The sequence below is a fragment of the Caulobacter sp. P4_E5 genome, from assembly GCF_056401555.1.
The window spans coordinates 1-22,100 of the sequence record NZ_JBFUJD010000067.1 but is presented as its reverse complement, the minus strand read 5'-3'; the positions used below and the strand labels follow the sequence as shown (position 1 = coordinate 22,100).

Below are 22,100 nucleotides of genomic sequence, written 5' to 3'. Positions count from 1 at the left end.
GCGCCCTCTAGGCCGCGCTTTGCGCCAGGGCCAGCGGCGCGCCCTCGGCGGTGGCGACCGGCTTGTCCATCAGGTCGGTCACGGCGGGGCCCTGGACGCGGGCGATGCCGCCGGCCCGGCAGGCCTCCAGCTCGACGGCCGAGCTCACATTGGCGATGGCCTGGGCGACACCCTTGGCGGTGTAGCCCGACTTGCGCTCGACGAACTTCAGGATCTGCTTCAGGCGGTCGTGCTCGGTCTCGCCGCTGAGGACGAGGGTAATGGTGTCGACCAGCTCGGGCGGCATTCCCTGGATCGGGAAGGTCGGGTCGGCGACCTGCACGTCCATCCGGGCGAAGCTGCCCTTCAGGAAGGCGCGCATCTGCTGCAACATGCCGATCGAGGCCTCGCGCGGCGTGCAGTAGATGGTGGCCGTCAGGCGGGGCTGATGGTCCAGCGGATAGCGCGACAGCCGGCTCTTATAGGCGTCCTGCGACGACGGGGTGGTCAGATTCCAGAAGCCGAACGGCACCTGGATCTCGCCGAACGGCGCGAGCTTCAGCGCCGCCTGCACGTCGGTCAGGGCGATCAGGTCGCGCTTCAGCAGCTTGGCGTCATCCTCGGGCGGCGGCCCGATCAGGTCGGCGCGCATGCCCATCTTCGAGCCGATGAAGGCGCCTTCGGCCAGATCGTAGATCCCCCACCAGCCGGTCTCGGGCGGCGGCGGCGGGGCCTCGACCTTGGCCTGGGGCTTGATGATCGGCGGACCGGGCTTCGGATCGGACTTGGCGTGGGCGATGATCGGCGGCGCTTCGGGGGCCGGAGCGGCCGGCTTCGGCGCCGGCGCGGCGATCGGGGCGACGGAAACGGGCGCGGCGGGCTTGGCTTCGGGCTGGACCGCCATCGGCGCGGGCTGGACAGCGCTGGGCGCGGCGGCCTTGGCCTTCTCGGCGGCGTAGACCGCGGCCTCCTCGCGGGTGGCGGGCATCGGCTCGACCGAGTCGGCGGTGATCACGTGGATCCGGCCGGGCTCTCCGGCATAGCCCTCGCCCGCCATCAGGCCGGCCAGTTCCTTCTGTGACAGCGCCGCGAAGTTCAGCACCGCCGACTCGTCGCCTTCGAAGGTCATCAGGGCGATCTGGCCGATGGGACGGCCCGGGAACAGCACCTTCTCCAGCTCGGCCGCCAGGCCTTGCACCTCGGTCGGATCCAGGTGCTCGACATTGTGGTCGGCCAGGACGAAGGCCAGGGGCGCGACGGCCCCGCACTTGCGCGGCGCGCGCCAGCGGGCCTTCAGGAACGCATCCGCGACTCCCTGCGCCTTGTGCTTGGGAATATCTCCCGGCCGGCTCTCGCCGTCGGCGGTGAACAGGATGCGCAAGCAGGCGATGGCCGTCATGGGACCCGAACCTAGGGCCTCAAGATTGGCGAAGTCTTACAACCGAGAGGATAACGCCGTTATTTTCAGAGCTGACGGGCGTTTCTCGGGCTCGGAGACTGCGACATTTTCGCCCAGCGCTAGACGAAGGTTTCGCTGAGCCGGAACTCCAGCCGTTCGCGGATCGCCGGCCAGTCGTAATCGGTGATCGAGAACACCGCGGTGTCGCGCACGTGGCCGGTCCAGGTGACCTTGTGGCTGCGCAGGACGCCTTCCTTGCTGGCGCCCAGCTTCTGGACCGCGGCCTGACTGCGGGCGTTGCGGACGTCGACATTGAACTCGACGCGAATGGCCCCGGCCGCGAAGGCGTGGGCCAGCATCAGGCGCTTGCTTTCCGGATTGACCGGACCCGAGCGCGCCTCGGGGTTCAGGAAGGTCGAGCCGATCTCCAGCCCGCCGTGCAGGCGGCGGATGTTGAGATAGCTGGAGGTGCCCAGCACCTGGCCGTCCGCCAGGCGGCGAATGGCGAAGCCGACCCGCTCGCCCCGGTCGGTCTCGCCCTGCAGCGCGCCCCAGAAGTCCTCGAAGCCCTCGCCGCAGCCATTGACCGACATGATCTCCCAGCTGGCGGGATCGCAGTCGATGGCGGCCTTCAGTTCGTCGCGATGGTCGACTGTGATCGGTTCGAGCCGGACGTAGCGGCCCTGCAGGATGTCGGCGGTCAGGTTCAGCATGGCGGTGTTTTCCGTCAGGACGAGCGGCCTGACAACCCGGTTCCGTGGCCGCTTCGGCATGAGGAGCGCTTGCCCCGCGCGTCAGGGCGGTCTACAACCACTTCAAACAACTGTTTGACACAGCGAGAAGCGGGTAGAGGGAACGCCATGGACTTCGACATCTCCCCCAAGCAACGCGCCTTCATGGATCGCGTCGTCGCGTTCATGGACGAGCACGTCTATCCGGCGATCCCGGCCTACGAGGCCGAGATGAACGTCCTGGGCGCCGAGCGCTGGAAGGTGGTCCAGGTCGTCGAGGAGCTGAAGAAGAAGGCCAAGGCCGCCGGCCTGTGGAACTTCTTCATGCCGCCGCACAGCGGCCAGACCCATGTCGACGACACCTTCGAGTTCGAAGGCGAACAGCTGACCAACCTCGAATACAGCCTGATCGCCGAGCAGATGGGTAAGGTCGGCTTCGGTTCGGAGGTCTTCAACTGCTCCGCGCCCGACACCGGCAACATGGAAGTGCTGATGCGCTACGGCACGCTGGCGCAGAAGGAGCGCTGGCTGCGCCCGCTGATGAACGGCGAGATCCGCTCGGCCTTCCTGATGACCGAGCCGGCGGTGGCCAGCTCGGACGCCACCAACATCGAGACCAGCATCGAGCGCGACGGCGACGACTATGTGATCAACGGCCGCAAGTGGTGGTCGTCGGGCGTCGGCGATCCGCGCTGCAAGGTCGCGATCGTGATGGGCAAGACCGACCCGACCGCCTCGACCCACAGCCAGCAAAGCCAGATCCTGGTGCCGCTGGACGCGCCGGGCATCGAGATCGTCCGCATGCTGCCGGTGTTCGGCTATGACGACGCGCCGCACGGCCACGCCGAGGTCATCCTCAAGGACGTCCGCGTGCCGATCGAGGATGGTCTGCTGCTGGGCGAGGGCCGCGGCTTCGAGATCGCCCAGGGCCGTCTGGGCCCCGGCCGCATCCACCACTGCATGCGCACGATCGGCGCGGCCGAGGTGGCGCTGGAGAAGATGGTCAAGCGGCTGATGACCCGGAAGGCGTTCGGCAAGTACATCTCCGACCACTCGGTCTGGGAGCAGCGCATCGCCGAGGCCCGCATCGACATCGAAATGTGCCGGCTGCTGTGCCTGAAGGCCGCCGACATGATGGACAAGGCCGGCAACAAGTCGGCCCGCCTGGAGATCGCCATGATCAAGGTCGCGGCCCCGCGCCTGGCGCTGAAGATCATCGACGACGCCATCCAGGCCCACGGCGGCGGCGGCGTGACCAGCGACTTTGGCCTGGCCAAGGCCTATGCCGGCATCCGCACCCTGCGCCTGGCCGACGGCCCGGACGAGGTCCACTGCCGCACCATCGCCCGCGCGGAGATGTCGAAGTACGGGGATCTGGCCTACAAGCAGAAGGCCGAGCGGGAAGCCGCGCAACAGGTGCCGGGGATTCGCTAAACCTTCGCTGACTTGCCCCCTCCGGGCCTGCGGCCCTCCTCCCCCGGAGGGGGAAGAAGCCGCCGCGATCCTTCTTCCCCCTCCGGGGGAGGAGCGCGAAGCGCGGAGGGGGCAAGCAGCGCCAATCGCCGCAAATTCCGGGCGGACACGCTCCCCGCCCCCGGCGATGATCGCCGCCATGAGTCGTCCCGACCGCCTGATCCTGGACCGCGCGCCCTCGCCGATCGGCGAGTTGCTGATCGTCACCGACGAGCACGGCGCCCTGCGCGCCCTGGACTTCCATGACCACGAACACCGGTTGGATCGCCTGCTGCGGACCCATTACCGCACGCTACGGCCGGAGCCGGGCCCGGCGCCCGCCACGATCCGCGAGGCCATGGCGGCCTATTTCGCCGGCGAGTTCGACGCTCTGCGCCGTATTTCCTGGGCGACCAATGGCACGGCCTTCCAGCACGCGGTGTGGACGGCGCTGACGGAAATCCCGGCCGGGGAGACGATCACCTATTCCGAACTGGCCCGCCGCGCCGGCCGCCCCGTCGCCGTCCGCGCCGCCGGCCACGCCAACGGCTCCAATCCCCTGAGCATCGTCGCGCCCTGCCACCGGGTGATCGGCATGGACGGCTCGCTGACCGGCTATGGCGGCGGTATCGAACGCAAGCGCTGGCTGCTAGCCCACGAAGGCGTTCGGCCTCTCTAGGCCAGGCCCACGCCGCGCAGCACCACCTTGCCGACCTGGAAGAACGGCAAGCTCAAGGTAATGCCGATCAGGGCGTTGAAGATCATCGCGCCGCTGTTGTAGCGGCCGGCCTGGTTGTCCAGGGCCGCCGACAGCGCCCGGCCCGCCGCCGCGCCCAGCCAGGCGACCGCCAAGGCGAGGGCCATGGCCGCCCCGATCCGCGGCTGATAGCCGAGATACAGCGCCGCTACCCCGTGCGAGGCGATCAGCACTCCGCCCAGGGCGCGCCCCTCGGCGAACAGCGGCGGCTTGGGGGTGTCCTCGTCAGCCAAACCCGCCAGGCCCAGCATGGTCTGCGGCCGCGCCAGGATCATGCCGCCCAGCGTCCCGCCGATCACGCAGGCCAGGACCGCCAGGAACAGCGACAGGACATAACTCGACATGCGTCAGAGGCTCCGCTTGTGGACCAGCTCTATTCCGGCGCCCGGCAGACGGCCTCGACGTTGAAGCCGTCCGGGTCCAGCACGAACGCGCCGTAATAGTCTTTATCGTAATGTGGGCGAAGTCCGGGCGCGCCATTGTCGTGACCACCGGCCTTCAGCGCCGCCTCGTAGAACGCATCGACCTGGGCGCGGGTCGTCGCGGCGAAGGCGACATGCAGCTTGCCCTGGGTCGCGTTCCGGTCGGAGATCCAGAACATCGGCCGCTTGGCCCCATAGCCGACGGCGTTGGCGCCGCCGGTGAATTCCTTGGGCACGACATAGAGTTGACGGATCCCGAGCGGCGCCAGGGCGGCGTCATAAAAGGCCGCCGAACGCTGGAAGTCGGCCACTCCGAACCCCACATGATCGAACATCAAACGCTCCCGCCGAAAAAAGTTCGTCAGCGACGTCCTTGACTCCCATGAGGCCGCTGCCTAACTCACGCTCGGCGTTGGCACTCAAGGGGGGCGACTGCTAACAGCGCCGCTCCCTCGCTGACGAAGCCCTTACACAAACCGTTCCGACGGAGAACAACAATGAAATTTCGTCCCCTGGGCGACCGCGTCCTCGTGAAGCGTGTCGAAGAAGAAACCAAGACCAAGGGCGGGATCATCATCCCCGACACCGCCAAGGAAAAGCCGCAGGAAGGCGAAGTCGTCGCCGTTGGCCCCGGCGCGCGCAACGACAAGGGCGACATCGTCGCCCTGGACGTGAAGGCCGGTGACCGCATCCTGTTCGGCAAGTGGTCGGGCACGGAAGTGAAGGTCGATGGTCAAGACCTGCTGATCATGAAGGAAAGCGACGTCCTGGGCGTGGTCGAGGCCTAAGCCTCCCCCGTTCCCACTCGCTTTCGAACCCAAGTTTCTCTTTTAGAAGGGCTCTAACATGGCCGCTAAAGACGTCTATTTCTCCTCCGACGCGCGCGACAAGATGCTGCGCGGCGTCAACATCCTCGCCAACGCGGTGAAGGTGACCCTGGGTCCCAAGGGCCGCAACGTCGTCATCGAAAAGTCGTTCGGCGCCCCGCGCTCGACCAAGGACGGCGTCTCGGTCGCCAAGGAAATCGAACTGGCTGACCGCTTCGAGAACCTCGGCGCGCAGATGATCCGCGAAGTCGCCAGCAAGACCAACGACAAGGCCGGCGACGGCACCACCACCGCCACGGTGCTGGCCCAGGCCATCGTCCAGGAAGGCCTCAAGTCGGTCGCCGCCGGCATGAACCCGATGGATCTGAAGCGCGGCATCGACAAGGCCGTCGCCATCGTCGTCGCCGACATCAAGGCGTCGTCGAAGAAGGTCACGACCAACAACGAGATCGCCCAGGTCGGCACCATCTCGGCCAACGGCGACAAGGACGTTGGCGAGATGATCGCCAAGGCCATGGACAAGGTCGGCAACGAAGGCGTCATCACCGTCGAGGAAGCCAAGACCGCCGAGACCGAACTCGACGTCGTCGAAGGCATGCAGTTCGACCGCGGCTACCTGTCGCCGTACTTCATCACCAACGCCGACAAGATGGAAGTTCAGCTCGAAGAGCCGCTCATCCTGCTGTTCGAAAAGAAGCTGTCGTCGCTGCAGCCGCTGCTGCCGGTGCTGGAAGCCGTCGTGCAGTCGGGCCGTCCGCTGGTGATCATCGCCGAGGACGTCGAGGGCGAAGCCCTGGCCACGCTGGTCGTCAACAAGCTGCGTGGCGGCCTGCGCGTCGCCGCCGTCAAGGCTCCGGGCTTCGGCGATCGCCGCAAGGCCATGCTGGAAGACCTGGCCATCCTGACCGGCGCTCAAGTCGTGTCGGAAGACCTGGGCATCAAGCTCGAAAACGTGTCGCTCGACATGCTGGGCCGCGCCAAGAAGGTCTCGATCACCAAGGACGACACCACGATCGTGGACGGCATCGGTGAGAAGGACGCGATCGAAGCCCGTATCGCCCAGATCAAGCGCCAGATCGAAGACACCACGTCGGACTACGACAAGGAAAAGCTGCAAGAGCGCCTGGCCAAGCTGGCCGGCGGCGTTGCCGTCATCCGCGTCGGCGGCTCGACCGAAGTCGAAGTGAAGGAAAAGAAGGACCGCGTCGACGACGCCCTGAACGCGACCCGCGCGGCCGTGGAAGAAGGCATCGTTCCCGGCGGCGGCGTGGCTCTGCTGAAGGCCTCCAAGGCCCTGGCCAGCCTGGTCGGCGACAATGACGACCAGACGGCCGGCATCGCCATCGTCCGTCGCGCCCTGCAGGCCCCGATCCGTCAGATCGCCGAAAATGCCGGCGTCGAAGGCTCGATCGTGGTCGGCAAGATCCTGGAAAGCGACTCGGCCACCTTCGGCTTCAACGCCCAGACCGAACAGTATGTCGACCTGATCGTCGACGGCGTCATCGACCCGGCCAAGGTCGTCCGCACCGCTCTGCAGGACGCCGCCTCGGTGGCCGGCCTGCTGATCACCACGGAAGCCGCCATCGTCGAAGCCCCGAAGAAGAACGCCGGTGGCGCTCCGGGCGGCGGCATGCCGGGCGGCATGGGCGACATGGACTTCTAGGAAGTCCATAAAGTCGCCCATCCTTCAAAGGGATCGGGATCGGCACGCCGATCCCGAGCGGCGACATGGACTTCTAATTTAAGAAGCCTACGTCAGCTCAACACTGAAACGGACGAGGGCGGAGCCGAAAGGCTCCGCCCTTTTTCGTGCCCGAGCCACCGACCTACCCCACCTGCTCGAAGCGCCATTTCTGGTTGCCGCCGCCGTTCCACGGGAAGCAGATGATGTAGTTGCCGTCGTACATCAGCTCCTCGCGGACATCGACGACCTTGCTCTTGTCGTGATTGTTCAGCGCGAACCACGGGCTGGGGTTCAGGTCGTCGATCGTGAACAGCGTGATCGGCTGGTTCGACCCGCTGATGAAGGACGGCTCGGCCGTCAGCCGCAGGGCGTCGCCCTTGGAGCCCCAGGCCAGGTAGAGGTTCGGGTCCTCGCCCCAGCGCAGCTGAAACTGGGTGTCGTTCTGATAGTAGACCGACCACATGGTGGTCTTGTCGTTGAGCCGCTTGCGGGATCGCAGCACCGTCGGCCCGTATCCGTTCTGGATCTCGTCGGCGTGGCCCATGATCCATTCGCCCTCGGGCGAGAGATAGGCATGCAGCTGGATCAGCCCGTCGTGCGGCAATCTCGTCATCATAGCCTCCCTAGGCGATTGTTTTCGCGAGGAAAGGCTGTGCCGCTGGCGGGGGCGCGACTGTGCGGAAACTCACGCCGTCGCTATTTCAGATGACGTCGTTCTCAAGTTCCCGTGACGACCGAAACCGGCGCGCATCCAAGTCGCCGGATCGGCGTTAACCCCCGGTCAAGTTTCAGGGCATGGAGGCGGTTATGTCGTTCGTGCGTATCCTTCCCACCCACCGTCGGCGGCGCTCGTCGCGGAGCACGGTGGTCCTTCTGGTGCTGTCGGGCTGGCTAGTGCTGGGCCTGATCAGCCAGGCGGCGTTCCAGCTGATCGGCTGACCTTCGCCCTTTCGGCCAGCGGCGATGGGCGCTACACGCGACTGATGTATCGCCAGCGCCCCGACGCCGATCTGATCGTTCAAGGCTGGGTCATCGGCGTGATGGTCGAGGTTCCGGGCGAGCGTATGCCCGTCCGCCACTACTTCGCCGTCGGCAAGGCCGATCGGGCCCAGGCCGAGTGGGCGGCCGTGGACCTGGCGATGAACGCCGGCTCGGTGGCCTCCAGCCCCGTGGGCGGAGCGGAGCCGGTCGAGGCGCTGCGCGAGATCGTCGCCTATCGCATGCGCGAACTGGGCTTGAAGTCCGGCGAGGCGCGGGCTCTCGGTGACAAGAGCCCGCGTCGCTGGCTGTCGCTTTGACCTAGTGGTGTTTGCCGCCGCCGCCGCAACCGCCGCAGCCGCCGCCACCCGAATAGCCGCCGCCGACATGGACCGCGCTGGACGCAGAAGCCGAGGCTGACGCCGCGCTCGACGCCGAACCGCTGGCATGGCCGCCGGCCCAGCCGCCGCCGCCGATCAGGCCGACGCCGCCATAGCCGCCGCCACGCCCGCCGGACGCGCGGCCGACATAGCCCATCGGCAGCGGGGGCGGAGCGACATAGCCCCAGGCGCTGGCCGGTTCGGCATGGGGGTTCCAGCCGCCGCCAACGCCATAGCGCGAGCCGGATGAGTACCCCGAGGCGCCGTAGTAGGAACTCTCGCTGCTCTCCTCGTAGCGCGAGCTCTCGGACTCGTAGCTTTCCTCATAGGACTCGACCGCCGCGCCACCGCGATAGTCGCGATAGCCGCGACGCGGGCCGCAGTCGCAGTCGCGAACCAGCGGCGCGCGATCCACGCGGACCGTGCGGTCGATATAGACGGGCCGCTCGACGATCCGCTCGACCGGCACCTCGACACGCTTCTCGATGATGCGGTCGACGGGACGATTGACATAGACCCGCTTCTCCACGATCCGATCGACCGGCACCTCGATGCGCTTTTCGACGATCCGATCGACAGGGCGGTCGACATAGACCCGCTTCTCGACGATGCGGTCCACCGGGACCTCGACCAGCTTTTCGACCGGCACCTCGATGCGCTTCTCGACGACCACAGGACGCTCGACGATGACGGGCCTCTCCACGATCTTCTCGACGGTCACCGGATGGTCGACATAGACCGGCACGCGCTTTTCGACGACGACCGGGCGGTCGACATAGACGACCTTCACCCGCGGCTTGGGTCGTTTCGAAACATGGGCCGGGGCGTGCGCGCGGACGGGCGCGCCCGGGAAGCCGTCGGCCAGCACGGGCGAAACCAGCGCCCCGCCCGCGAAAGCCGCCGTGGCGCCGGCGATCAGAAGAATCCTGAGGTTCATCACCCACCTCGATACAAAGCTTTGCCGTCCCAGGGCGGGACAGCTCGAGGTTGTCCTCGCAACCCGTGGGCCAAAACCGTCCGGTCCCTCTTGGCGATCGCCGTTCTTTTGGCCATGCTCCGCGCCAAACAAGCGTTCGGACGCATCGGGGAGACGAAGATGGCGAAGCTTCTTACTGGCAAGGCCTTGGCCGCCTTGGGCCTGACCGCGGGCCTGGCGCTGACGACCGTGGCCCGCGCCCAGGCGCCCGCCGCCCCGGCCGCGCCTAACGACTACGGCAAGACCGAGAACTGGCTATGCCTGCCGGGTCGCCAGGACGCCTGCGCGGTCGACCAGACCACGACCATCGTCCAGGCCGACGGCAAGACCGCGACCGAGGCCTTCGAGCCCGCCGCCAACGCCGCCTACGACTGCTTCTATATCTATCCGACCGTCTCGACCGATCCGGGCGGCAACAGCGACATGGTGATCGACGACGCCGAGCGGCGGGTGGTCGAGCAGCAGCTAGCCCGGTTCGGGTCTAGGTGCCGCGTCTTCGCGCCAATGTACCGTCAGGTGACCCTGGCGGCGCTGCGCGCGGTGATGATGGGCCGTCCCTCTCCGGGCGACGGCGCCCTGGCCTATGGCGACGTGCGCGACGCCTGGAACTGGTACCTGACCCACGAGAACAAAGGGCCCAATGGCAAGAGCAGGGGCGTGGTCCTGATGGGCCACAGCCAGGGCGCGCGGATGCTGCTGGATCTCCTGAAGAACGAGATCGACGGCAAGCCGGCCCAGAAACAGATGATCTCGGCCCTGGTGCTGGGCATGAACGCCCCGGTGGACGCCAAGGGGAGCTTCGGCTCGATCCCGCTGTGCGTGAAGGCCGACCAGGCCGGCTGCATGGTCACCTACGTCTCGTTCCGCGAGACCAGCCCGCCGCCGGCCAACAGCCGCTTTGGCAAGACCGACGACCAGGGCCGCCGCGCCGGCTGCGTGAACCCGGCCGCCCTGCTGGCCGGCAAGGCCTCGGGCGAGGAAGCGATCCTGCATTCCTATCTGAGCAGCAAGGGCTTCGGCGCCGTGTCAGGCCAGCCGCCCAAGCCGTTCGCCAAGGATCTGACGGTCTCGACGCCGTTCGTGTCCCTGCCCGGCCTGATCTCGGCGCGCTGCGTCAGCGAGGGCGACTTCACCTATCTGGCGGTCAAGGTGAACGCCGACCCGGCCGATCCGCGCACGGACGAGATCACCGGCGACGTGGTGGTGGGCGGCAATGTCCTGAAGGACTGGGGTCTGCACCTGATCGACGTGAACCTGACGATGGGCGACCTGAATGCTCTGGTCGACCGGCAGGCCAAGGCCTACGCGGGACGCTAGGACCCACCCACGGGTCCTAGCGCCGTTTTCAAGCCGGCGGCGGGTCGACATCCGCTCCGGCCCGCGCAAGGCGAAGGGTGGCTATTTCGGGCCGGCCGCCGCCTTGAACACGGTCACGCCCAGCACCATCACGATCACGAAGCCGAGCAGGAACAGGAAGAACAGGATCTTGGCGATCCCGGCCGCGGCGCCGGCGACACCCGTGAAGCCGAGCCCGCCGGCGATTAGGGCGACGATGGCGAGGATGATGGCCCACTTGAGCATGCTGGTTTCCCTCCAAGGACACACGAAAGGCGTCGTTGCAAAATTCAACGCCCCGTCGACGCACGCCGTTCCTTGTTTTCGCCGCCCGGCGCGGCTAACCCAGACGCCATGGCCTCCAAGCCCGAAAGCCCGACCGAACCCTTCAAGCGCGCGCTGGCGCACGCCGCGCGCTCGCTCGCCGAGACCCCGGACCTGGAGGTCGTGTTCTCGGGCGACGGCCCGCAGCTTCTGGGCAATCGGGCGATCCTGCCGCATCCGCCGCGCGATCTGAACAGCCGCGAGGCCGCCCGCATCCGCGGCCTGGCCGACCAGATGGCCCTGCGCCTGGCGCACCACGATCCGATGGCCCACGCCCGCGCCCGCCCGGCCTCGCCCGACGGCCAGGCCGCGTTCGAGTCGATCGAGCAGGCCCGCCTGGAAGCCATCGGCGCCAACGCTCTGGGCGGGGTGCGTCTGAACCTCACCGCCGCCCTTGAGGCCCGGCTGGAAAAGCAGGGCCTGACCCGCGCCGTCGCCACCGACCGCCAGTCCGCCCCGATGGCCGAGATCCTGGGCCTGATGGTGCGCGAGCGCCTGACCGGCGACGCGCCACCCGATGGGGCCAAGGCCCTGGTCGACATCCTGCGCAACGACATCGAGATGAAGGCCGGCAAGGACCTGGACCGCTTGGCCGCGGCCATCGACAACCAGGCCGCCTTCGCCCGGGTGACCCGCGAGATCCTCCGCGACCTCGACCTCGGCGAGGAGATGTCCGACGCCACCGAGAGCGCCGACGAGGACGACGGCAACGAGGACGAAAGCCCGACCGAGAACTCCGACGAGGACCAAGGTGAGGGCGAAGGCGAACAGCCCGAGGGCTCCTCGCCGCAGGAAAGCGAATCCTCGGACCGCGAGACCGAGGCCGGCGACGAGGAGATGGTCCAGTCCGATCAGGACGGCGAGGTCGAGGAGAGCGACGAGAATCCGGACATGGGCGACGGCGCCAAGCCCGCCCGACCCGACACCGGCCCGTTGCAAGGCGGCGAGCCGCTCTACAAGATCTTCACCACGGCCCACGACGAGATCGTCCCGGCCGAGGACCTTTGCGACGCCGAGGAGCTGACGCGGCTGCGGGCCTATCTGGACCAGCAGCTGTCGGCCCTCTCCAGCGTGGTCTCGCGCCTGGCCAACAAGTTGCAGCGCCGCCTGCTGGCCCAGCAGAACCGCGCCTGGACCTTCGACCTCGAGGAAGGGATGCTGGACGTCGCCCGCCTGACGCGGGTGATCATCGACCCGACCGCGCCGCTGTCCTTCAAGCAGGAGGAGGACCAGGAGTTCCGCGACACGGTCGTGACCCTGTTGATCGACAATTCCGGCTCGATGCGCGGGCGTCCGATCATGGTGGCGGCGATCTGCGCCGACATCCTGGCGCGCACCCTGGAGCGCTGCGGGGTCAAGACCGAGGTGCTGGGCTTCACCACCCGGGCCTGGAAGGGCGGGACCAGCCGCGACGAGTGGATCAAGGCCGGCAAGCCGGGCGCCCCAGGCCGCCTGAACGACCTGCGCCACATCATCTACAAGGCCGCCGACTCGCCGTGGCGCCGGGCCCGAAAGAACCTGGGCCTGATGATGCGCGAGGGCCTGCTGAAGGAAAACATCGACGGCGAGGCCCTGATGTGGGCTCACCAGCGCCTGATCGGTCGGCCCGAAGCCCGCCGCATTCTGATGGTGATCTCCGACGGCGCGCCGGTGGACGACAGCACCTTGAGCGTCAATTCGGGCCACTATCTGGAGCGCCACTTGCGCCAGGTCATCGCCGAGATCGAGGGCAGGAGCCCGGTCGAGCTGATCGCCATCGGCATCGGCCACGACGTCACCCGCTACTATCGCCGCGCCGTCACCATCGTCGACGTCGAACAACTTGGCGGCGTTCTGGTCGAGCAGCTGGCCGCCCTGTTCGAGGAGGAGCCTCGCGCCGTGATGCGCGCGCGCGGCCTGCTGGCCCCGCCGCCGGTCGTCACGCCCCAGGCCGGCAAGTCTCCCAAAGCGGCCAAGGTCCCGGCGTGATCGGACTGCGCTCGGCCCTCGCCCTGTCGATGATCGGCGGCCTGAGCGGCTTCGCCACCCAGTGCACGCCGCGCAAGCCGCTGCCGGTGGTGGCGGCCACACCCGCCGCGCCCGTGAAGGCCGGGCCCGAGATCGGCGTGACCGCCACGCCCGTGCCGCTGGACCCCGCCAACCCCGCCAAGACGACGCTGGAGGGCGGCTTCGCCTATGCCGGCGGCCTGGTCCTGACCAGCGCCGACACCACGCGCCTGCATGGCCTCTCTGACCTGGCGGTCGGGGCGGGCGGCCAACTGATGGCGATCAGCGACGAGGGCGACCTGTTCGAGGCCCGGCTCCAGCTGGACCAAGCCGGCCGGCTGGTCGGCCTGACCGACGGCAAGCTGCGCCCCCTGATCGGCCTCAACGGCCAGCCGCTGCAAGGCAAGCGCGAGAGCGACGCCGAGGGTCTGGCTGTGCTGGCCAACGGCGACCGCCTGGTCAGCTTCGAAGGCAATCACCGCATCTGGCTCTATCCGGCCCAGCCGGGCGGGACCTGGGGAACGCCCCGCCCCGCGCCCAAGCCGGCCACCGTGTTCCCGGACAACGAAGGCATGGAGGCGCTGTCGGCCTATCCCGCCGCCGGCCCCGACGCCTATCTGGTCGGCGGTGAGGAGGGCGAGGTGTGGCTGTGCCGCCTGTCGGCCGACTGCAAGTCGCTGCCGCCGCAGTCGGGCCCGGACTTTACCTGGGGCCTGACCAGCTTCGCGCCCTTCGAGGGAACGGCGGTCGGCACCCTGCATCGCGGCTTCGACCCAGTCCGCGGCTGGCGAGCCGTGGTGCGCTTCATCTCCGATCCGACCAAGCCCCTCGCCCAGCAGCGCACGACCGCCGCCCTGCACATCGACGGCGCCGCGCCGCGCGACAATTTCGAGGGCCTGGCCCTGACCCGCTCGCCCACCGGCGGCACGCGGCTCTATCTGCTGTCGGACGACGGCGCGATCGGCAAACAACGCACCCTGTTGCTGGCCTTCGACTGGACGCCGCAGCCCCTGCCGCAGCCGATGCCCGCGCCAGTGAAGAAGCGCCCCGTTCGCAGGCGCTAAGGCCGTTTCGTTGCGAACGAGACCATATCGTTGGTAACTATGTGATTGTATTGATATTTTTTCCCAGAATCGCAACTTCGCACTTGCAATAGGTACCGGTAACATGTAGCCATGACCTCGACGGACGACGAGGCGAGAACCCGGGGCCGTCAGAGGAACGCACCTGGAGGCGGTTGAATCCAACCTCCTTTTCAGGACTATCAAAATGATCCGTCTGCTCGTTATCGCCATCAGCGCCCTGATGGCCACCGCCGCCGCCACCTCGGCCAGCGCCGGTGAAATCACCGTCAAGGTCGCCGGCCGCGCTACGCCCGCGGTACACGCCGACATCGTCAACGCCGCCAAGCAGATCTGCGCGGACGACCTGAGCGGCAATCCGTACGCCGCCGACATCGCCCCCTACTGCGTCCGCGAAGTGGCCCGTGAAGCCATCAGCCGCACCAACAGCCGTGACCTGGTCGCCTACGACAAGGCCCAAGGCCGCAGCGTCTATTTCATGCGCGTCGCCAGCCGCTAATCCGCGGTCGAAGATCCGAAATTAAGCCCGCGAGACTTTGGTTTCGCGGGCTTTTTCGTGCCTGCTCCAGACCCTGCAATCGGTTGTTCGCGCGCGAACCTTCTATTTTGCACGCGAAGGACGCATTGCAACATAACCATTGATAACTCAATAGAACGTTGCTATATGCAACGGGACGGCCAAACAGGCGACAGACCGGAAACGGACCGTCAGGGGAACGCGTCTGGAGGGGGTTGCTCACAACCCTCTTTCGGGACAATCGAGATGATCCGCTCCATCGTTCTGGCCGCCTCGGCCATCGCTCTGTTCGCCGCCGCCCCCGCCTCGGCCGCCGAAATGCGCGTCAAGGTCGCCGGCAAGTCGGCCGCCGAAGTCCGCGCCGACATCGTCAAGGCCGCCTCGACCGTGTGCTGGCAGGACGTCCGTGGCGAAGCCCTCGCCGGCTATCTGTACCCGGCCTGCATCCGCGCCTCGGTCAATGACGCCGTGGCCAAGATCAACAACCCGGCCCTGAGCGCCTACAACACGGCCAACCCGTCGTCGGGCGCCGTCGTCGCGCGCTAAGCGACTCTAGAGCACCAAGCTTTTCAAACCCGCCGCGGCTTAGTCGCGGCGGGTTTTGCTTTGCCGGGCTCAGGCCTCGCTGCGGGCGCGGATCTCGGCCAGGGTCTGGTCGACCGACAAGCGACCGTCCTCCCAAACCGTGACCATGGCGTCGCGCCAACCCGGCTCGGGCGTGAAGCCCTCGGGCGCGGCCACGGTGCGATAGCCGCCCGCCCCATCGGTCAACAGCATCAGCCGGCCGGCCTTGCTGCGCTTGCCCGGGTCGGTCACCGGATCCTTGCTGACGTCGATCCAGCGGCCATCGACCTTGGCGGCCGAACACTTCAGCGCGAACTTCTGGGTGTCACGGTCCAGCTGTTGCAGCAGGCCGCCCCCCATGCCGAAGGCCAGGTTCTCGGCGCTGAAGCCATCGGCGACGATCCGGTCGAGGATCGCGGCGATGCTCACCGGGTTGACGCCGTCGCCCTGGATGACCCGCACATGATTCAGCACCTTGTAGCCCTTGCTGTTCACGGTGGAGCCGAAGGTCTCGTCCAGCAGGCGCAGGGTCTCGGCGACGATGGTCACCGGATCGCCAGAGTCAGGACGGACCACCAGGGTCGCCCCACTGTCGACCACCGCCTTGCGCAACGCCCCGCCCCACAGGTTCCGGACCGCGTTGAACAGGTCGTAGCTGTCGGACACCACCGAGAACAGTCCGCCCGGCTTGCCGAACCGCGCCAGCATGTTGCGATAAGCCTCGACCTCGCCGTCGCGCCCCCAGCTGGTGATCGTGCTGTGTTCGGCGGCGGGAATGGAGAATGCCGCCATCGGCTCGCCGTACCAGGCGCGGCCGCCCAGCACGGCGCTCAGGGTGTCGCTGCCCTGGAAGTTCACCAAGTGGGCCAGGCCGCCCAGGGCCGCCGATTCCTGGCTGGAAACACCCCGCGCGCCGAAGTCGTGCAGCTTGAACGGCAGTTCGGCGGCTGCGTTGTCGCTGGTCTTTTCCAGGGCCGCGCGAAGCGTCTGCTTCACCTGCCAGCTGATCGTGGCGACCGTGACCGGGTACCAAACCCGCAGCAGCAGGGTTTCCAGGTAGGACGGCAGCCAGAAGCATTCGGGATCGGTGTTCTCGATCGTCATCAGCGCCTGATGGGTCGGCACGACGGTCCCTTCGGGCACGGCGCGGATCCGAACCGGCAGGCGCCCGCCGTGGACATCGACGATCCGCCGCCAGCCGGCTTCGTTGAACGGCTCGCCGTGCAAGGCCAGCAGCTCGGTGGCCTCGTCGACCATGGCGTGGGTGACCGGCGTCGCCAGCCGCGTCTTCAGGATCGCCTGCAGGCCAAAGAAGACGGTGCGGTCGTAGCGCCCGCCCCGGCTCTCGACGTACGAGAAGGCGCCGGTCGTCCCGGGCGGATACTGCAGCCAGTGGCTGGCCTTGTAGCTGTCGGTGTCGAGGATCGGATTGTCGAACATCGCGGAAGCTCCTTCGCGCGGGGGACGGCCGCCCCGTCTATCGGGATGGCATGACAGGTTTTGATGCGGCGCTCAGGCGCCGCCGACGAAGTGTTCGAGGATGTGGAAGTGGTCCTCGAAGAATTGCTCCTCCATCAGCATCGCCTCGCTGATCGGCGCCCACCGCACGCGGTCGGCGTCATCGGCGGCGCGGATCTTGGGCAGCTCGCCGGCCGGGAAGTCGAAATGGACGGCGTGGGTGATCGTCCGCCCGCGCAGCGAGCGGCCGGGATAGTCGAAGACCTGGCGGGCCTTGATCGAGCCGCGCAGCACCGCCGGCGGAACCTTGAGACGGGTCTCCTCGTGCAGCTCGCGGATCGCCGCCTCCAGCACGGTTTCCTCCTGGTTCACGAACCCGCCGGGCAGCGCCCACAGCCCCTTGCCCGGCTCGGCGCGACGACGAACCAGCAGCACGTGCCCGGAATGGACGACCACGGCGTCGGCGGTGACGAAGGTCGGCGGATAGGGCGCAGCCGCCCAGCTCTGCCGATAGGTGCGGATGAAGGCGTCCTCGCGAGCCAGCTGGGCGTAGGCCGGCGAGCCGGCGCGGAAGGCCTCCAGCATGCCGAACACCGGCGAGGGCACGTTCGCCTCGACCAGCCGCAGAGCGCCGGTCTCGCCGGAGAACAGCCAGGTCCGCAATTCGGTCGCCGAGAGCACCTCGGCGTGCTGCACATCGACCAGAGGCCATTGGGGGAAGGCGGCCAGATAGGCCCCGGTCGCGCCATCCTTGTCGCGACCGATCAGCCCCACGCGGGCCTCCGGTCCGGCGCCGTCGGCCTCGAGGGCCTCCGCCACCAGGCGCTGGACGTCGGCGACCCAGAGGGTTTCGCTATAGAGGTGGTCGCGGAGCGGCTTGACGATCAGGCGACCGGCCTGATCCTCGGCGGCGGCGCGGATCATGACGGCCCGCTCGCTGGCGTTGAACGGATTGCGGATGGTGCGCGGCTGGCCGGCGCTGCCGACCAGGACGATGACCTTGTCGGCCAGGCGGAGCGCATGGCTCAGCACCGCGAAGTGGCCGTTGTGGAACGGCTGGAAGCGTCCGATCAGGACGAGATAGTCGTAGCGCATGAGGCTCCCCCACGCTGGTTGACGCCGCCGGTCTATCCAGCGACGAACTTATGCTAACTTTGAGCATAAGCTATTGTCAAGCGCGAGGGCGTTCCTCGGACCGGAAACGACGAAAAGCCCGCCGGGAGCGATCCCGGCGGGCTTTTTGTTCAGTCGAGAACCGTCGAGCCTTAGGCGGCGGCTTGGACGGCGGCCTTGGCCTTGGCCTTGACCTGCGACTTGATCTTCAGGGCGCGCGGCGACAGCTGCTCGTCCTTGGCGCCCAGCAGGAACACGTCCAGGCCGCCCTTGAAGTCGAGCGTGCGCAGGGCCGCGTTGCTGATCCGCAGCCTGAAGCTCTGGCCCAGCGACTCCGACTGGAGCGTGGCGGGCGACAGGGCCGGCAGGAAGCGGCGCTTGGTCTTGATGTTCGAGTGGCTCACATTGTGGCCGACCATCGGACCGATACCGGTAAGTTCGCAACGGCGCGACATAGTGATTACCTTGGCTTGGGCGAAGCCGTCTGGCTCAACAAAGAACCTGGCCCCGCATAAGATATGAATTCGGGCACACGGTTGGACCAGGCCGACCGCGCGAGAGCGGGCGATATAGGCGAAGGCTCCCCCCTGAGTCAAGGCTGGTCTGGCCCGCCGCGCCGATGTTCTCCCGCGGCCGCGAAGCAACCCCGCGCCTCACCCCCGCCTTCAAGCACGGTTCATTTGGCGCTCTATATATAGGCCGCATGAAGGAGACCCGTCGTATGCGTTCGACCACCCTCGCCGCTTCCGCCCTGGCGCTCGCCGCCGGCGTCGCCCTGGCCGGTTTCAGCCTGGCCCAGCCGGTGGTGCGCACGCCAGCCCATGGCGCCGCCCAAGGGGGAACCAAGGCGACGATCCTCCCCGGCCACTGGGAGTACGATTACAAGATCGGCGTCATCCCGGTCAGCAGCGAGACCAAGTGCCTCAAGCCCGCCGACGCCGAGCAGTTCTCGCGCGGCATCTGCACCCGCCGCTATCGCTGCGACTACACGACCAATGTCGTCAAGGACGGCAAGATCCAGCTGAAGGGCACCTGGACCGACAAGAAGGACCGCGTCTCGCCGGTCTCGGCCGAGGGCGTCTACGCGCCCGAGAGCTTCAAGATGGACATCCACATCAAGACGATCAGCGGCATGAACCTGGCCGGCAGCATGAACGCCAAGCGGATCTCCGCCGAGTGCCCGCCCGAAGAGAAGACGGGCGAAACGGCGGCGAAATAGACGCCGTCACCAAGGTCCTCGGGGAAACCGATTTGTGGTTAATCCGCTTTAAGCTACAATAGCTTGTAGGGAACAAACACTGAATTGGCCGACGTCGCCGATTCGGTCCTGATTCGTTTCGCCCCTGTTCGGCCGCGCGTTAGCACCTGTTAATCGGGGTTGGCGGAGGGATCGAACGTCGAACCCCTCTCTCTTAGAGAGAGGGAGGGGCCCGCCGCCAAAGGCGGTGGGAGGGTGAGTGGTTTCACCACTTGCCGGTAATCCTCATTCCGTCTTCCGAGTTCTTCGGGACACGTCGCCGCCAGGCTATCCGCCATCCCGGCCAGAGCCTCGTTCTGAGAGAGCGTACCCACTCACCCTCCCATCGCTGCGCGATGGGCCCCTCCCTCTCTCCATGAGAGAGGGATTCTCCATCTACCCCCCGCGCGGCGGGGCGACCGAGAATTCCAGATCGAACAGCGTCGGCGTCGCGCTGGTCCGGGCTCGCTCGATGGTCAGCAGGCGGGCCTTGGTCTCGGCGCCGCCGGGAGCCGAGAAGCCGCCCATGCCGCCAGAAGCGGCCAGCACCCGGTGGCAGGGCACCACGATCGGCCAGGGGTTCTCGCCCAAGGCCTTGCCCACCGCCCGCGCCGCGCCCGGTTCGCCCATGGCCTTGGCCACCTCGCCATAGGTCGAGACCTCGCCCGGCGTGATGGCCCGGGCGATCTCGTAAACCCGCAGGTTGAAGGCCGACTGCTCGCCCAGGTCCAGCGGGATGTCGGAGAGGTCGTCCCGGCCGCCGGCCAGCAGGTCGCGGATCCGCTCGATGACCTTCTCGATCTCGGCCGGGGGATCGCCCTCGACCGCGTCGGGAAAGCGCCGCCGCAGCCGCGCCCAGGCCGCGCCCGGCGAGCTTTCCGGCAATTGCACGCCGATCAGGCCGCGCTCGCCCCAGGCGAGGCCGCAGCGGCCGATCACGGTGTCGAAAAGGGTGAAACCCTGGGCGATCATCCGGAAAAAATAGCAGGCCTGTTGCGAGTTTCGAGGGGTGCGTCATACGTTTTCCGATTCTTGCTACGCTTGGAGGTCGCTCTTGCGCCGTTTCGTTCTCGCCGCGCTCTTCGCCGCGACCTCCCTGACCGCCGCTCACGCCGGCGATCTGCTGATCCACGGCGGTCCGATCCACACCGGCGTCGAGGCCGCCCCGACCGCCGAGGCGGTGCTGATCCGCGACGACAGGATCCTGTTCGTCGGCCCGCTGGCCGCCGCCAAGGCCAAGGCGGCCAAGGACGTCCGTGACCTCGATCTGAAGGGCGCGGCGGCCTATCCGGGCTTCGTCGACGCCCACGCCCACCTGACCGGCATCGGCCTGCGCGAGCTGACCCTGAATCTGGACCAGACCCGGTCGCTGGCCGAGCTGGTGGCGACCGTGAAGGCCTATGCCGCCGCCCATCCCGACGGGCCGATCTTTGGCCGCGGCTGGATCGAGACCCACTGGCCCGAGAAGCGCTTTCCGACCCGGACCGACCTCGACGCCGCCGCGCCGGGCCGGATCGTCGTGCTGGAGCGATCCGACGGCCACGCCAGCGTCGCCTCCAGCGCCGCCCTGGCCAAGGCCGGAGTCATGACGACCACGGCGGACCCGGCCGGCGGCAAGATCTTGAAGGCCGCCGACGGCTCTCCGGATGGCATGCTGATCGACCACGCCCAGGCCCTGGTCGCGGGCGTCATCCCGCCGCCCAGCGAGGCCCTGAAGCGCGAGGCCCTGCGCAAGGCCGGGGCGCTGTACGCGTCGCGCGGCTGGACCGGCCTGGCCAATATGAGCGTCACGGCCGACGACCTCGCCTTGCTGCGCGACGAGGCCGCCAAGGGCAGCTTCCACATCCGGGTCGACAACTATATGGACCCCAGCGGCGCGGCCGAGGTGCTGGCCAAGGGGCCGCAGGTCGACCCGACGGGCCTGATCCGGGTGCGGGGGATCAAGCTCTATATGGACGGCGCCCTGGGCTCGCGCGGCGCGGCGCTCCTTGAGCCTTATAGCGATGCTGAAGGGCTCGGATTGCAGCTGACCCCGCAAGACAAGGGCCTGGCCCTGATGAAGCAGGCCAAGGCCGTCGGGGCCCAGGTCGCCATGCATGCCATCGGCGACCGCGGCAACCGCATGACCCTGGACTGGTTCGAGCAAAGCCTGGCCGGCGACAAGACCGCCCGCTGGCGCATCGAACACGCCCAGATCGTCGCCGACACCGACGTGCCGCGCTTCGCCAAGCTGGGGGTCATCGCCTCGATGCAACCCAGCCACGCGATCGGCGACCTCTATTTCGCCCCCGCCCGCCTGGGCCAGGCCCGCCTGCACGAGGGCTATCGCTGGAAGGACTTTCTCACGGCCGGCGTCGTCGTGGCCGCCGGCTCGGACGCCCCGGTCGAGGTCGGGGACCCGCGCATCGAGTTCTACGCCGCCATCTATCGCCACAGCCTGACCGGCTTCGCCAACGCCGACTGGCATCTGGAAGAGGCCGTCACCCGCGCCCAGGCCCTGAGGATGCTGACCCTGGCCCCGGCCTATGCGGTGTTCCGCGAGAAGGAGCTGGGCACGCTGGAGGCCGGCAAGAAGGCCGACGTCACGGCGTTCGACCAGGACCTGATGACCGTCGAGCCCAAGGCGATCCTGACGGCCCGGCCGGTGCTGACGGTGGTGGACGGCAAGGTGGTGTTCGAGAAGTAGCGTCACTGGCCCCCTCCGCGCCTGCGGCGCTCCTCCCCCGGAGGGGGAAGAAGGATTGTGCGCGCGTCTTCCGCCCCCTCCGGGGGCGGACGGCCGCGAAGCGGCCAGGTGGGGGCAAGTGACATCGGCTTCACGCGGTTCACCGCTGAAGTTGGTTGGGGAGGCGACGGAGCGGCCGGGCGAACCCGGAGACCGTGATGGTTTGTGTGTTTC

The 22,100-nt window shown here is 67.8% G+C and carries 24 protein-coding genes and 1 pseudogene; 13 read left to right on the top strand and 12 right to left on the bottom strand.

Annotated elements, in window-relative coordinates:
- Positions 1 to 7: 7 nt before the first annotated feature.
- Both AC1DSO_RS18485 and AC1DSO_RS18480 read right to left on the bottom strand, forming a co-directional pair.
- The gene (locus AC1DSO_RS18485) at positions 8 to 1,378 is read right to left on the bottom strand and encodes a hypothetical protein (protein WP_477070221.1); all 1,371 of its coding nucleotides are present in this window, start codon (positions 1,376 to 1,378) and stop codon (positions 8 to 10) included.
- 119 nt (positions 1,379 to 1,497) lie between these two features.
- On the bottom strand, positions 1,498 to 2,091 hold the full coding sequence (locus tag AC1DSO_RS18480; RefSeq protein WP_477070220.1) for a GNAT family N-acetyltransferase: 594 nt from the start codon (positions 2,089 to 2,091) through the stop codon (positions 1,498 to 1,500).
- Between the two features lie 147 nt (positions 2,092 to 2,238).
- On the opposite strand from AC1DSO_RS18480, the gene AC1DSO_RS18475 reads away from it, so the two are divergent.
- A complete protein-coding gene (locus AC1DSO_RS18475) occupies positions 2,239 to 3,543 on the top strand; it encodes an acyl-CoA dehydrogenase family protein (protein WP_477070219.1) in 1,305 nt (434 codons plus the stop codon).
- Positions 3,544 to 3,721: 178 nt separating this feature from the next.
- Entirely contained in the window at positions 3,722 to 4,240 is a 519-nt protein-coding gene (locus tag AC1DSO_RS18470; RefSeq protein WP_477070218.1) for a methylated-DNA--[protein]-cysteine S-methyltransferase, read from the top strand.
- Here AC1DSO_RS18470 and AC1DSO_RS18465 read toward each other — a convergent pair.
- On the bottom strand, positions 4,237 to 4,662 hold the full coding sequence (locus AC1DSO_RS18465; RefSeq protein WP_477070217.1) for a DUF4345 family protein: 426 nt from the start codon (positions 4,660 to 4,662) through the stop codon (positions 4,237 to 4,239). The genes AC1DSO_RS18470 and AC1DSO_RS18465 overlap by 4 nt on opposite strands.
- A gap of 29 nt (positions 4,663 to 4,691) precedes the next feature.
- Positions 4,692 to 5,075 (bottom strand): VOC family protein, encoded by a 384-nt coding sequence (locus AC1DSO_RS18460; protein WP_477070216.1) that lies wholly within the window; start codon positions 5,073 to 5,075, stop codon positions 4,692 to 4,694.
- A 162-nt stretch (positions 5,076 to 5,237) separates the two neighbouring features.
- On the opposite strand from AC1DSO_RS18460, the gene groES reads away from it, so the two are divergent.
- Positions 5,238 to 5,528, top strand: a complete 291-nt coding sequence (groES, locus tag AC1DSO_RS18455; RefSeq protein ID WP_004618615.1) for a co-chaperone GroES — start codon at positions 5,238 to 5,240, stop codon at positions 5,526 to 5,528.
- A gap of 58 nt (positions 5,529 to 5,586) precedes the next feature.
- Positions 5,587 to 7,230, top strand: coding sequence for a chaperonin GroEL (gene groL, locus AC1DSO_RS18450; protein ID WP_477070215.1), 1,644 nt, complete (start codon positions 5,587 to 5,589; stop codon positions 7,228 to 7,230).
- Between the two features lie 163 nt (positions 7,231 to 7,393).
- On the opposite strand, the gene AC1DSO_RS18445 is transcribed toward groL, so the two are convergent.
- Positions 7,394 to 7,864, bottom strand: a complete 471-nt coding sequence (locus tag AC1DSO_RS18445) for a hypothetical protein (protein ID WP_477070214.1) — start codon at positions 7,862 to 7,864, stop codon at positions 7,394 to 7,396.
- Between the two features lie 194 nt (positions 7,865 to 8,058).
- Here AC1DSO_RS18445 and AC1DSO_RS18440 point away from each other — a divergent pair, with 194 nt between their 5' ends.
- Together AC1DSO_RS18440 and AC1DSO_RS18435 are read left to right on the top strand one after the other, a co-directional pair.
- Positions 8,059 to 8,190, top strand: a complete 132-nt coding sequence (locus AC1DSO_RS18440; protein WP_477070213.1) for a hypothetical protein — start codon at positions 8,059 to 8,061, stop codon at positions 8,188 to 8,190.
- Between the two features lie 44 nt (positions 8,191 to 8,234).
- Positions 8,235 to 8,549: a hypothetical protein gene (locus AC1DSO_RS18435; protein WP_477070212.1), complete on the top strand. Its 315-nt coding sequence runs from the start codon at positions 8,235 to 8,237 to the stop codon at positions 8,547 to 8,549.
- A 1-nt stretch (position 8,550) separates the two neighbouring features.
- Here AC1DSO_RS18435 and AC1DSO_RS18430 read toward each other — a convergent pair whose 3' ends face one another.
- Positions 8,551 to 9,546, bottom strand: a complete 996-nt coding sequence (locus AC1DSO_RS18430) for an IMCp domain-containing protein (protein WP_477070211.1) — start codon at positions 9,544 to 9,546, stop codon at positions 8,551 to 8,553.
- Between the two features lie 159 nt (positions 9,547 to 9,705).
- Between AC1DSO_RS18430 and AC1DSO_RS18425 the strand changes: the two genes are divergently transcribed.
- On the top strand, positions 9,706 to 10,902 hold the full coding sequence (locus tag AC1DSO_RS18425; RefSeq protein ID WP_477070210.1) for a DUF3089 domain-containing protein: 1,197 nt from the start codon (positions 9,706 to 9,708) through the stop codon (positions 10,900 to 10,902).
- 81 nt (positions 10,903 to 10,983) lie between these two features.
- Here AC1DSO_RS18425 and AC1DSO_RS18420 read toward each other — a convergent pair whose 3' ends face one another.
- Positions 10,984 to 11,166 carry a DUF1328 family protein gene (locus AC1DSO_RS18420; protein ID WP_477070209.1) on the bottom strand — a complete coding sequence of 61 codons (183 nt, stop codon included), beginning with the start codon at positions 11,164 to 11,166 and terminating at the stop codon, positions 10,984 to 10,986.
- Positions 11,167 to 11,274: 108 nt separating this feature from the next.
- Between AC1DSO_RS18420 and cobT the strand changes: the two genes are divergently transcribed.
- From cobT to AC1DSO_RS18400, 4 genes are all read left to right on the top strand, one after another.
- The gene (gene cobT / locus AC1DSO_RS18415; protein ID WP_477070208.1) at positions 11,275 to 13,212 is read left to right on the top strand and encodes a cobaltochelatase subunit CobT; all 1,938 of its coding nucleotides are present in this window, start codon (positions 11,275 to 11,277) and stop codon (positions 13,210 to 13,212) included.
- The gene (locus tag AC1DSO_RS18410) at positions 13,209 to 14,294 is read left to right on the top strand and encodes an esterase-like activity of phytase family protein (RefSeq protein WP_477070207.1); all 1,086 of its coding nucleotides are present in this window, start codon (positions 13,209 to 13,211) and stop codon (positions 14,292 to 14,294) included. The genes cobT and AC1DSO_RS18410 overlap by 4 nt, the downstream gene beginning before the upstream one ends.
- A 205-nt stretch (positions 14,295 to 14,499) precedes the next feature.
- Positions 14,500 to 14,811, top strand: coding sequence for a hypothetical protein (locus AC1DSO_RS18405; RefSeq protein ID WP_477070206.1), 312 nt, complete (start codon positions 14,500 to 14,502; stop codon positions 14,809 to 14,811).
- Positions 14,812 to 15,075: 264 nt separating this feature from the next.
- Positions 15,076 to 15,375, top strand: a complete 300-nt coding sequence (locus AC1DSO_RS18400; RefSeq protein WP_477070205.1) for a hypothetical protein — start codon at positions 15,076 to 15,078, stop codon at positions 15,373 to 15,375.
- Between the two features lie 69 nt (positions 15,376 to 15,444).
- On the opposite strand, the gene AC1DSO_RS18395 is transcribed toward AC1DSO_RS18400, so the two are convergent.
- From AC1DSO_RS18395 to rpmB, 3 genes are all read right to left on the bottom strand, one after another.
- On the bottom strand, positions 15,445 to 16,833 hold the full coding sequence (locus AC1DSO_RS18395; protein ID WP_477070204.1) for a nicotinate phosphoribosyltransferase: 1,389 nt from the start codon (positions 16,831 to 16,833) through the stop codon (positions 15,445 to 15,447).
- A 72-nt stretch (positions 16,834 to 16,905) separates the two neighbouring features.
- A complete protein-coding gene (locus tag AC1DSO_RS18390) occupies positions 16,906 to 17,946 on the bottom strand; it encodes a bifunctional nicotinamide-nucleotide adenylyltransferase/Nudix hydroxylase (protein WP_477070203.1) in 1,041 nt (346 codons plus the stop codon).
- A 170-nt stretch (positions 17,947 to 18,116) separates the two neighbouring features.
- Positions 18,117 to 18,419 carry a 50S ribosomal protein L28 gene (rpmB, locus tag AC1DSO_RS18385; protein ID WP_047408390.1) on the bottom strand — a complete coding sequence of 101 codons (303 nt, stop codon included), beginning with the start codon at positions 18,417 to 18,419 and terminating at the stop codon, positions 18,117 to 18,119.
- 266 nt (positions 18,420 to 18,685) lie between these two features.
- Between rpmB and AC1DSO_RS18380 the strand changes: the two genes are divergently transcribed.
- Positions 18,686 to 19,183: a DUF3617 domain-containing protein gene (locus AC1DSO_RS18380; RefSeq protein WP_477070202.1), complete on the top strand. Its 498-nt coding sequence runs from the start codon at positions 18,686 to 18,688 to the stop codon at positions 19,181 to 19,183.
- A gap of 414 nt (positions 19,184 to 19,597) precedes the next feature.
- On the opposite strand, the gene AC1DSO_RS18375 is transcribed toward AC1DSO_RS18380, so the two are convergent.
- A complete protein-coding gene (locus AC1DSO_RS18375; RefSeq protein WP_477070201.1) occupies positions 19,598 to 20,173 on the bottom strand; it encodes a methylated-DNA--[protein]-cysteine S-methyltransferase in 576 nt (191 codons plus the stop codon).
- An 82-nt stretch (positions 20,174 to 20,255) separates the two neighbouring features.
- Here AC1DSO_RS18375 and AC1DSO_RS18370 point away from each other — a divergent pair, with 82 nt between their 5' ends.
- Positions 20,256 to 21,887 carry an amidohydrolase gene (locus AC1DSO_RS18370; RefSeq protein ID WP_477070200.1) on the top strand — a complete coding sequence of 544 codons (1,632 nt, stop codon included), beginning with the start codon at positions 20,256 to 20,258 and terminating at the stop codon, positions 21,885 to 21,887.
- A 2-nt stretch (positions 21,888 to 21,889) separates the two neighbouring features.
- Here AC1DSO_RS18370 and AC1DSO_RS18365 read toward each other — a convergent pair.
- Positions 21,890 to 22,021 (bottom strand): annotated as a pseudogene (locus AC1DSO_RS18365) (hypothetical protein).
- Positions 22,022 to 22,100 lie beyond the last annotated feature (79 nt).

What these genes read in the sequence shown, in the direction of transcription:
- AC1DSO_RS18485 (WP_477070221.1), bottom strand. Translation starts at nt 1,378, where the DNA reads ATGACGGCCATCGCCTGCTTGCGCATCCTGTTCACCGCCGACGGCGAG.
- AC1DSO_RS18480 (WP_477070220.1), bottom strand. Translation starts at nt 2,091, where the DNA reads ATGCTGAACCTGACCGCCGACATCCTGCAGGGCCGCTACGTCCGGCTC.
- AC1DSO_RS18475 (WP_477070219.1), top strand. Translation starts at nt 2,239, where the DNA reads ATGGACTTCGACATCTCCCCCAAGCAACGCGCCTTCATGGATCGCGTC.
- AC1DSO_RS18470 (WP_477070218.1), top strand. Translation starts at nt 3,722, where the DNA reads ATGAGTCGTCCCGACCGCCTGATCCTGGACCGCGCGCCCTCGCCGATC.
- AC1DSO_RS18465 (WP_477070217.1), bottom strand. Translation starts at nt 4,662, where the DNA reads ATGTCGAGTTATGTCCTGTCGCTGTTCCTGGCGGTCCTGGCCTGCGTG.
- AC1DSO_RS18460 (WP_477070216.1), bottom strand. Translation starts at nt 5,075, where the DNA reads ATGTTCGATCATGTGGGGTTCGGAGTGGCCGACTTCCAGCGTTCGGCG.
- groES (WP_004618615.1), top strand. Translation starts at nt 5,238, where the DNA reads ATGAAATTTCGTCCCCTGGGCGACCGCGTCCTCGTGAAGCGTGTCGAA.
- groL (WP_477070215.1), top strand. Translation starts at nt 5,587, where the DNA reads ATGGCCGCTAAAGACGTCTATTTCTCCTCCGACGCGCGCGACAAGATG.
- AC1DSO_RS18445 (WP_477070214.1), bottom strand. Translation starts at nt 7,864, where the DNA reads ATGACGAGATTGCCGCACGACGGGCTGATCCAGCTGCATGCCTATCTC.
- AC1DSO_RS18440 (WP_477070213.1), top strand. Translation starts at nt 8,059, where the DNA reads ATGTCGTTCGTGCGTATCCTTCCCACCCACCGTCGGCGGCGCTCGTCG.
- AC1DSO_RS18435 (WP_477070212.1), top strand. Translation starts at nt 8,235, where the DNA reads ATGTATCGCCAGCGCCCCGACGCCGATCTGATCGTTCAAGGCTGGGTC.
- AC1DSO_RS18430 (WP_477070211.1), bottom strand. Translation starts at nt 9,546, where the DNA reads ATGAACCTCAGGATTCTTCTGATCGCCGGCGCCACGGCGGCTTTCGCG.
- AC1DSO_RS18425 (WP_477070210.1), top strand. Translation starts at nt 9,706, where the DNA reads ATGGCGAAGCTTCTTACTGGCAAGGCCTTGGCCGCCTTGGGCCTGACC.
- AC1DSO_RS18420 (WP_477070209.1), bottom strand. Translation starts at nt 11,166, where the DNA reads ATGCTCAAGTGGGCCATCATCCTCGCCATCGTCGCCCTAATCGCCGGC.
- cobT (WP_477070208.1), top strand. Translation starts at nt 11,275, where the DNA reads ATGGCCTCCAAGCCCGAAAGCCCGACCGAACCCTTCAAGCGCGCGCTG.
- AC1DSO_RS18405 (WP_477070206.1), top strand. Translation starts at nt 14,500, where the DNA reads ATGATCCGTCTGCTCGTTATCGCCATCAGCGCCCTGATGGCCACCGCC.
- AC1DSO_RS18400 (WP_477070205.1), top strand. Translation starts at nt 15,076, where the DNA reads ATGATCCGCTCCATCGTTCTGGCCGCCTCGGCCATCGCTCTGTTCGCC.
- AC1DSO_RS18395 (WP_477070204.1), bottom strand. Translation starts at nt 16,833, where the DNA reads ATGTTCGACAATCCGATCCTCGACACCGACAGCTACAAGGCCAGCCAC.
- AC1DSO_RS18390 (WP_477070203.1), bottom strand. Translation starts at nt 17,946, where the DNA reads ATGCGCTACGACTATCTCGTCCTGATCGGACGCTTCCAGCCGTTCCAC.
- rpmB (WP_047408390.1), bottom strand. Translation starts at nt 18,419, where the DNA reads ATGTCGCGCCGTTGCGAACTTACCGGTATCGGTCCGATGGTCGGCCAC.
- AC1DSO_RS18380 (WP_477070202.1), top strand. Translation starts at nt 18,686, where the DNA reads ATGCGTTCGACCACCCTCGCCGCTTCCGCCCTGGCGCTCGCCGCCGGC.
- AC1DSO_RS18375 (WP_477070201.1), bottom strand. Translation starts at nt 20,173, where the DNA reads ATGATCGCCCAGGGTTTCACCCTTTTCGACACCGTGATCGGCCGCTGC.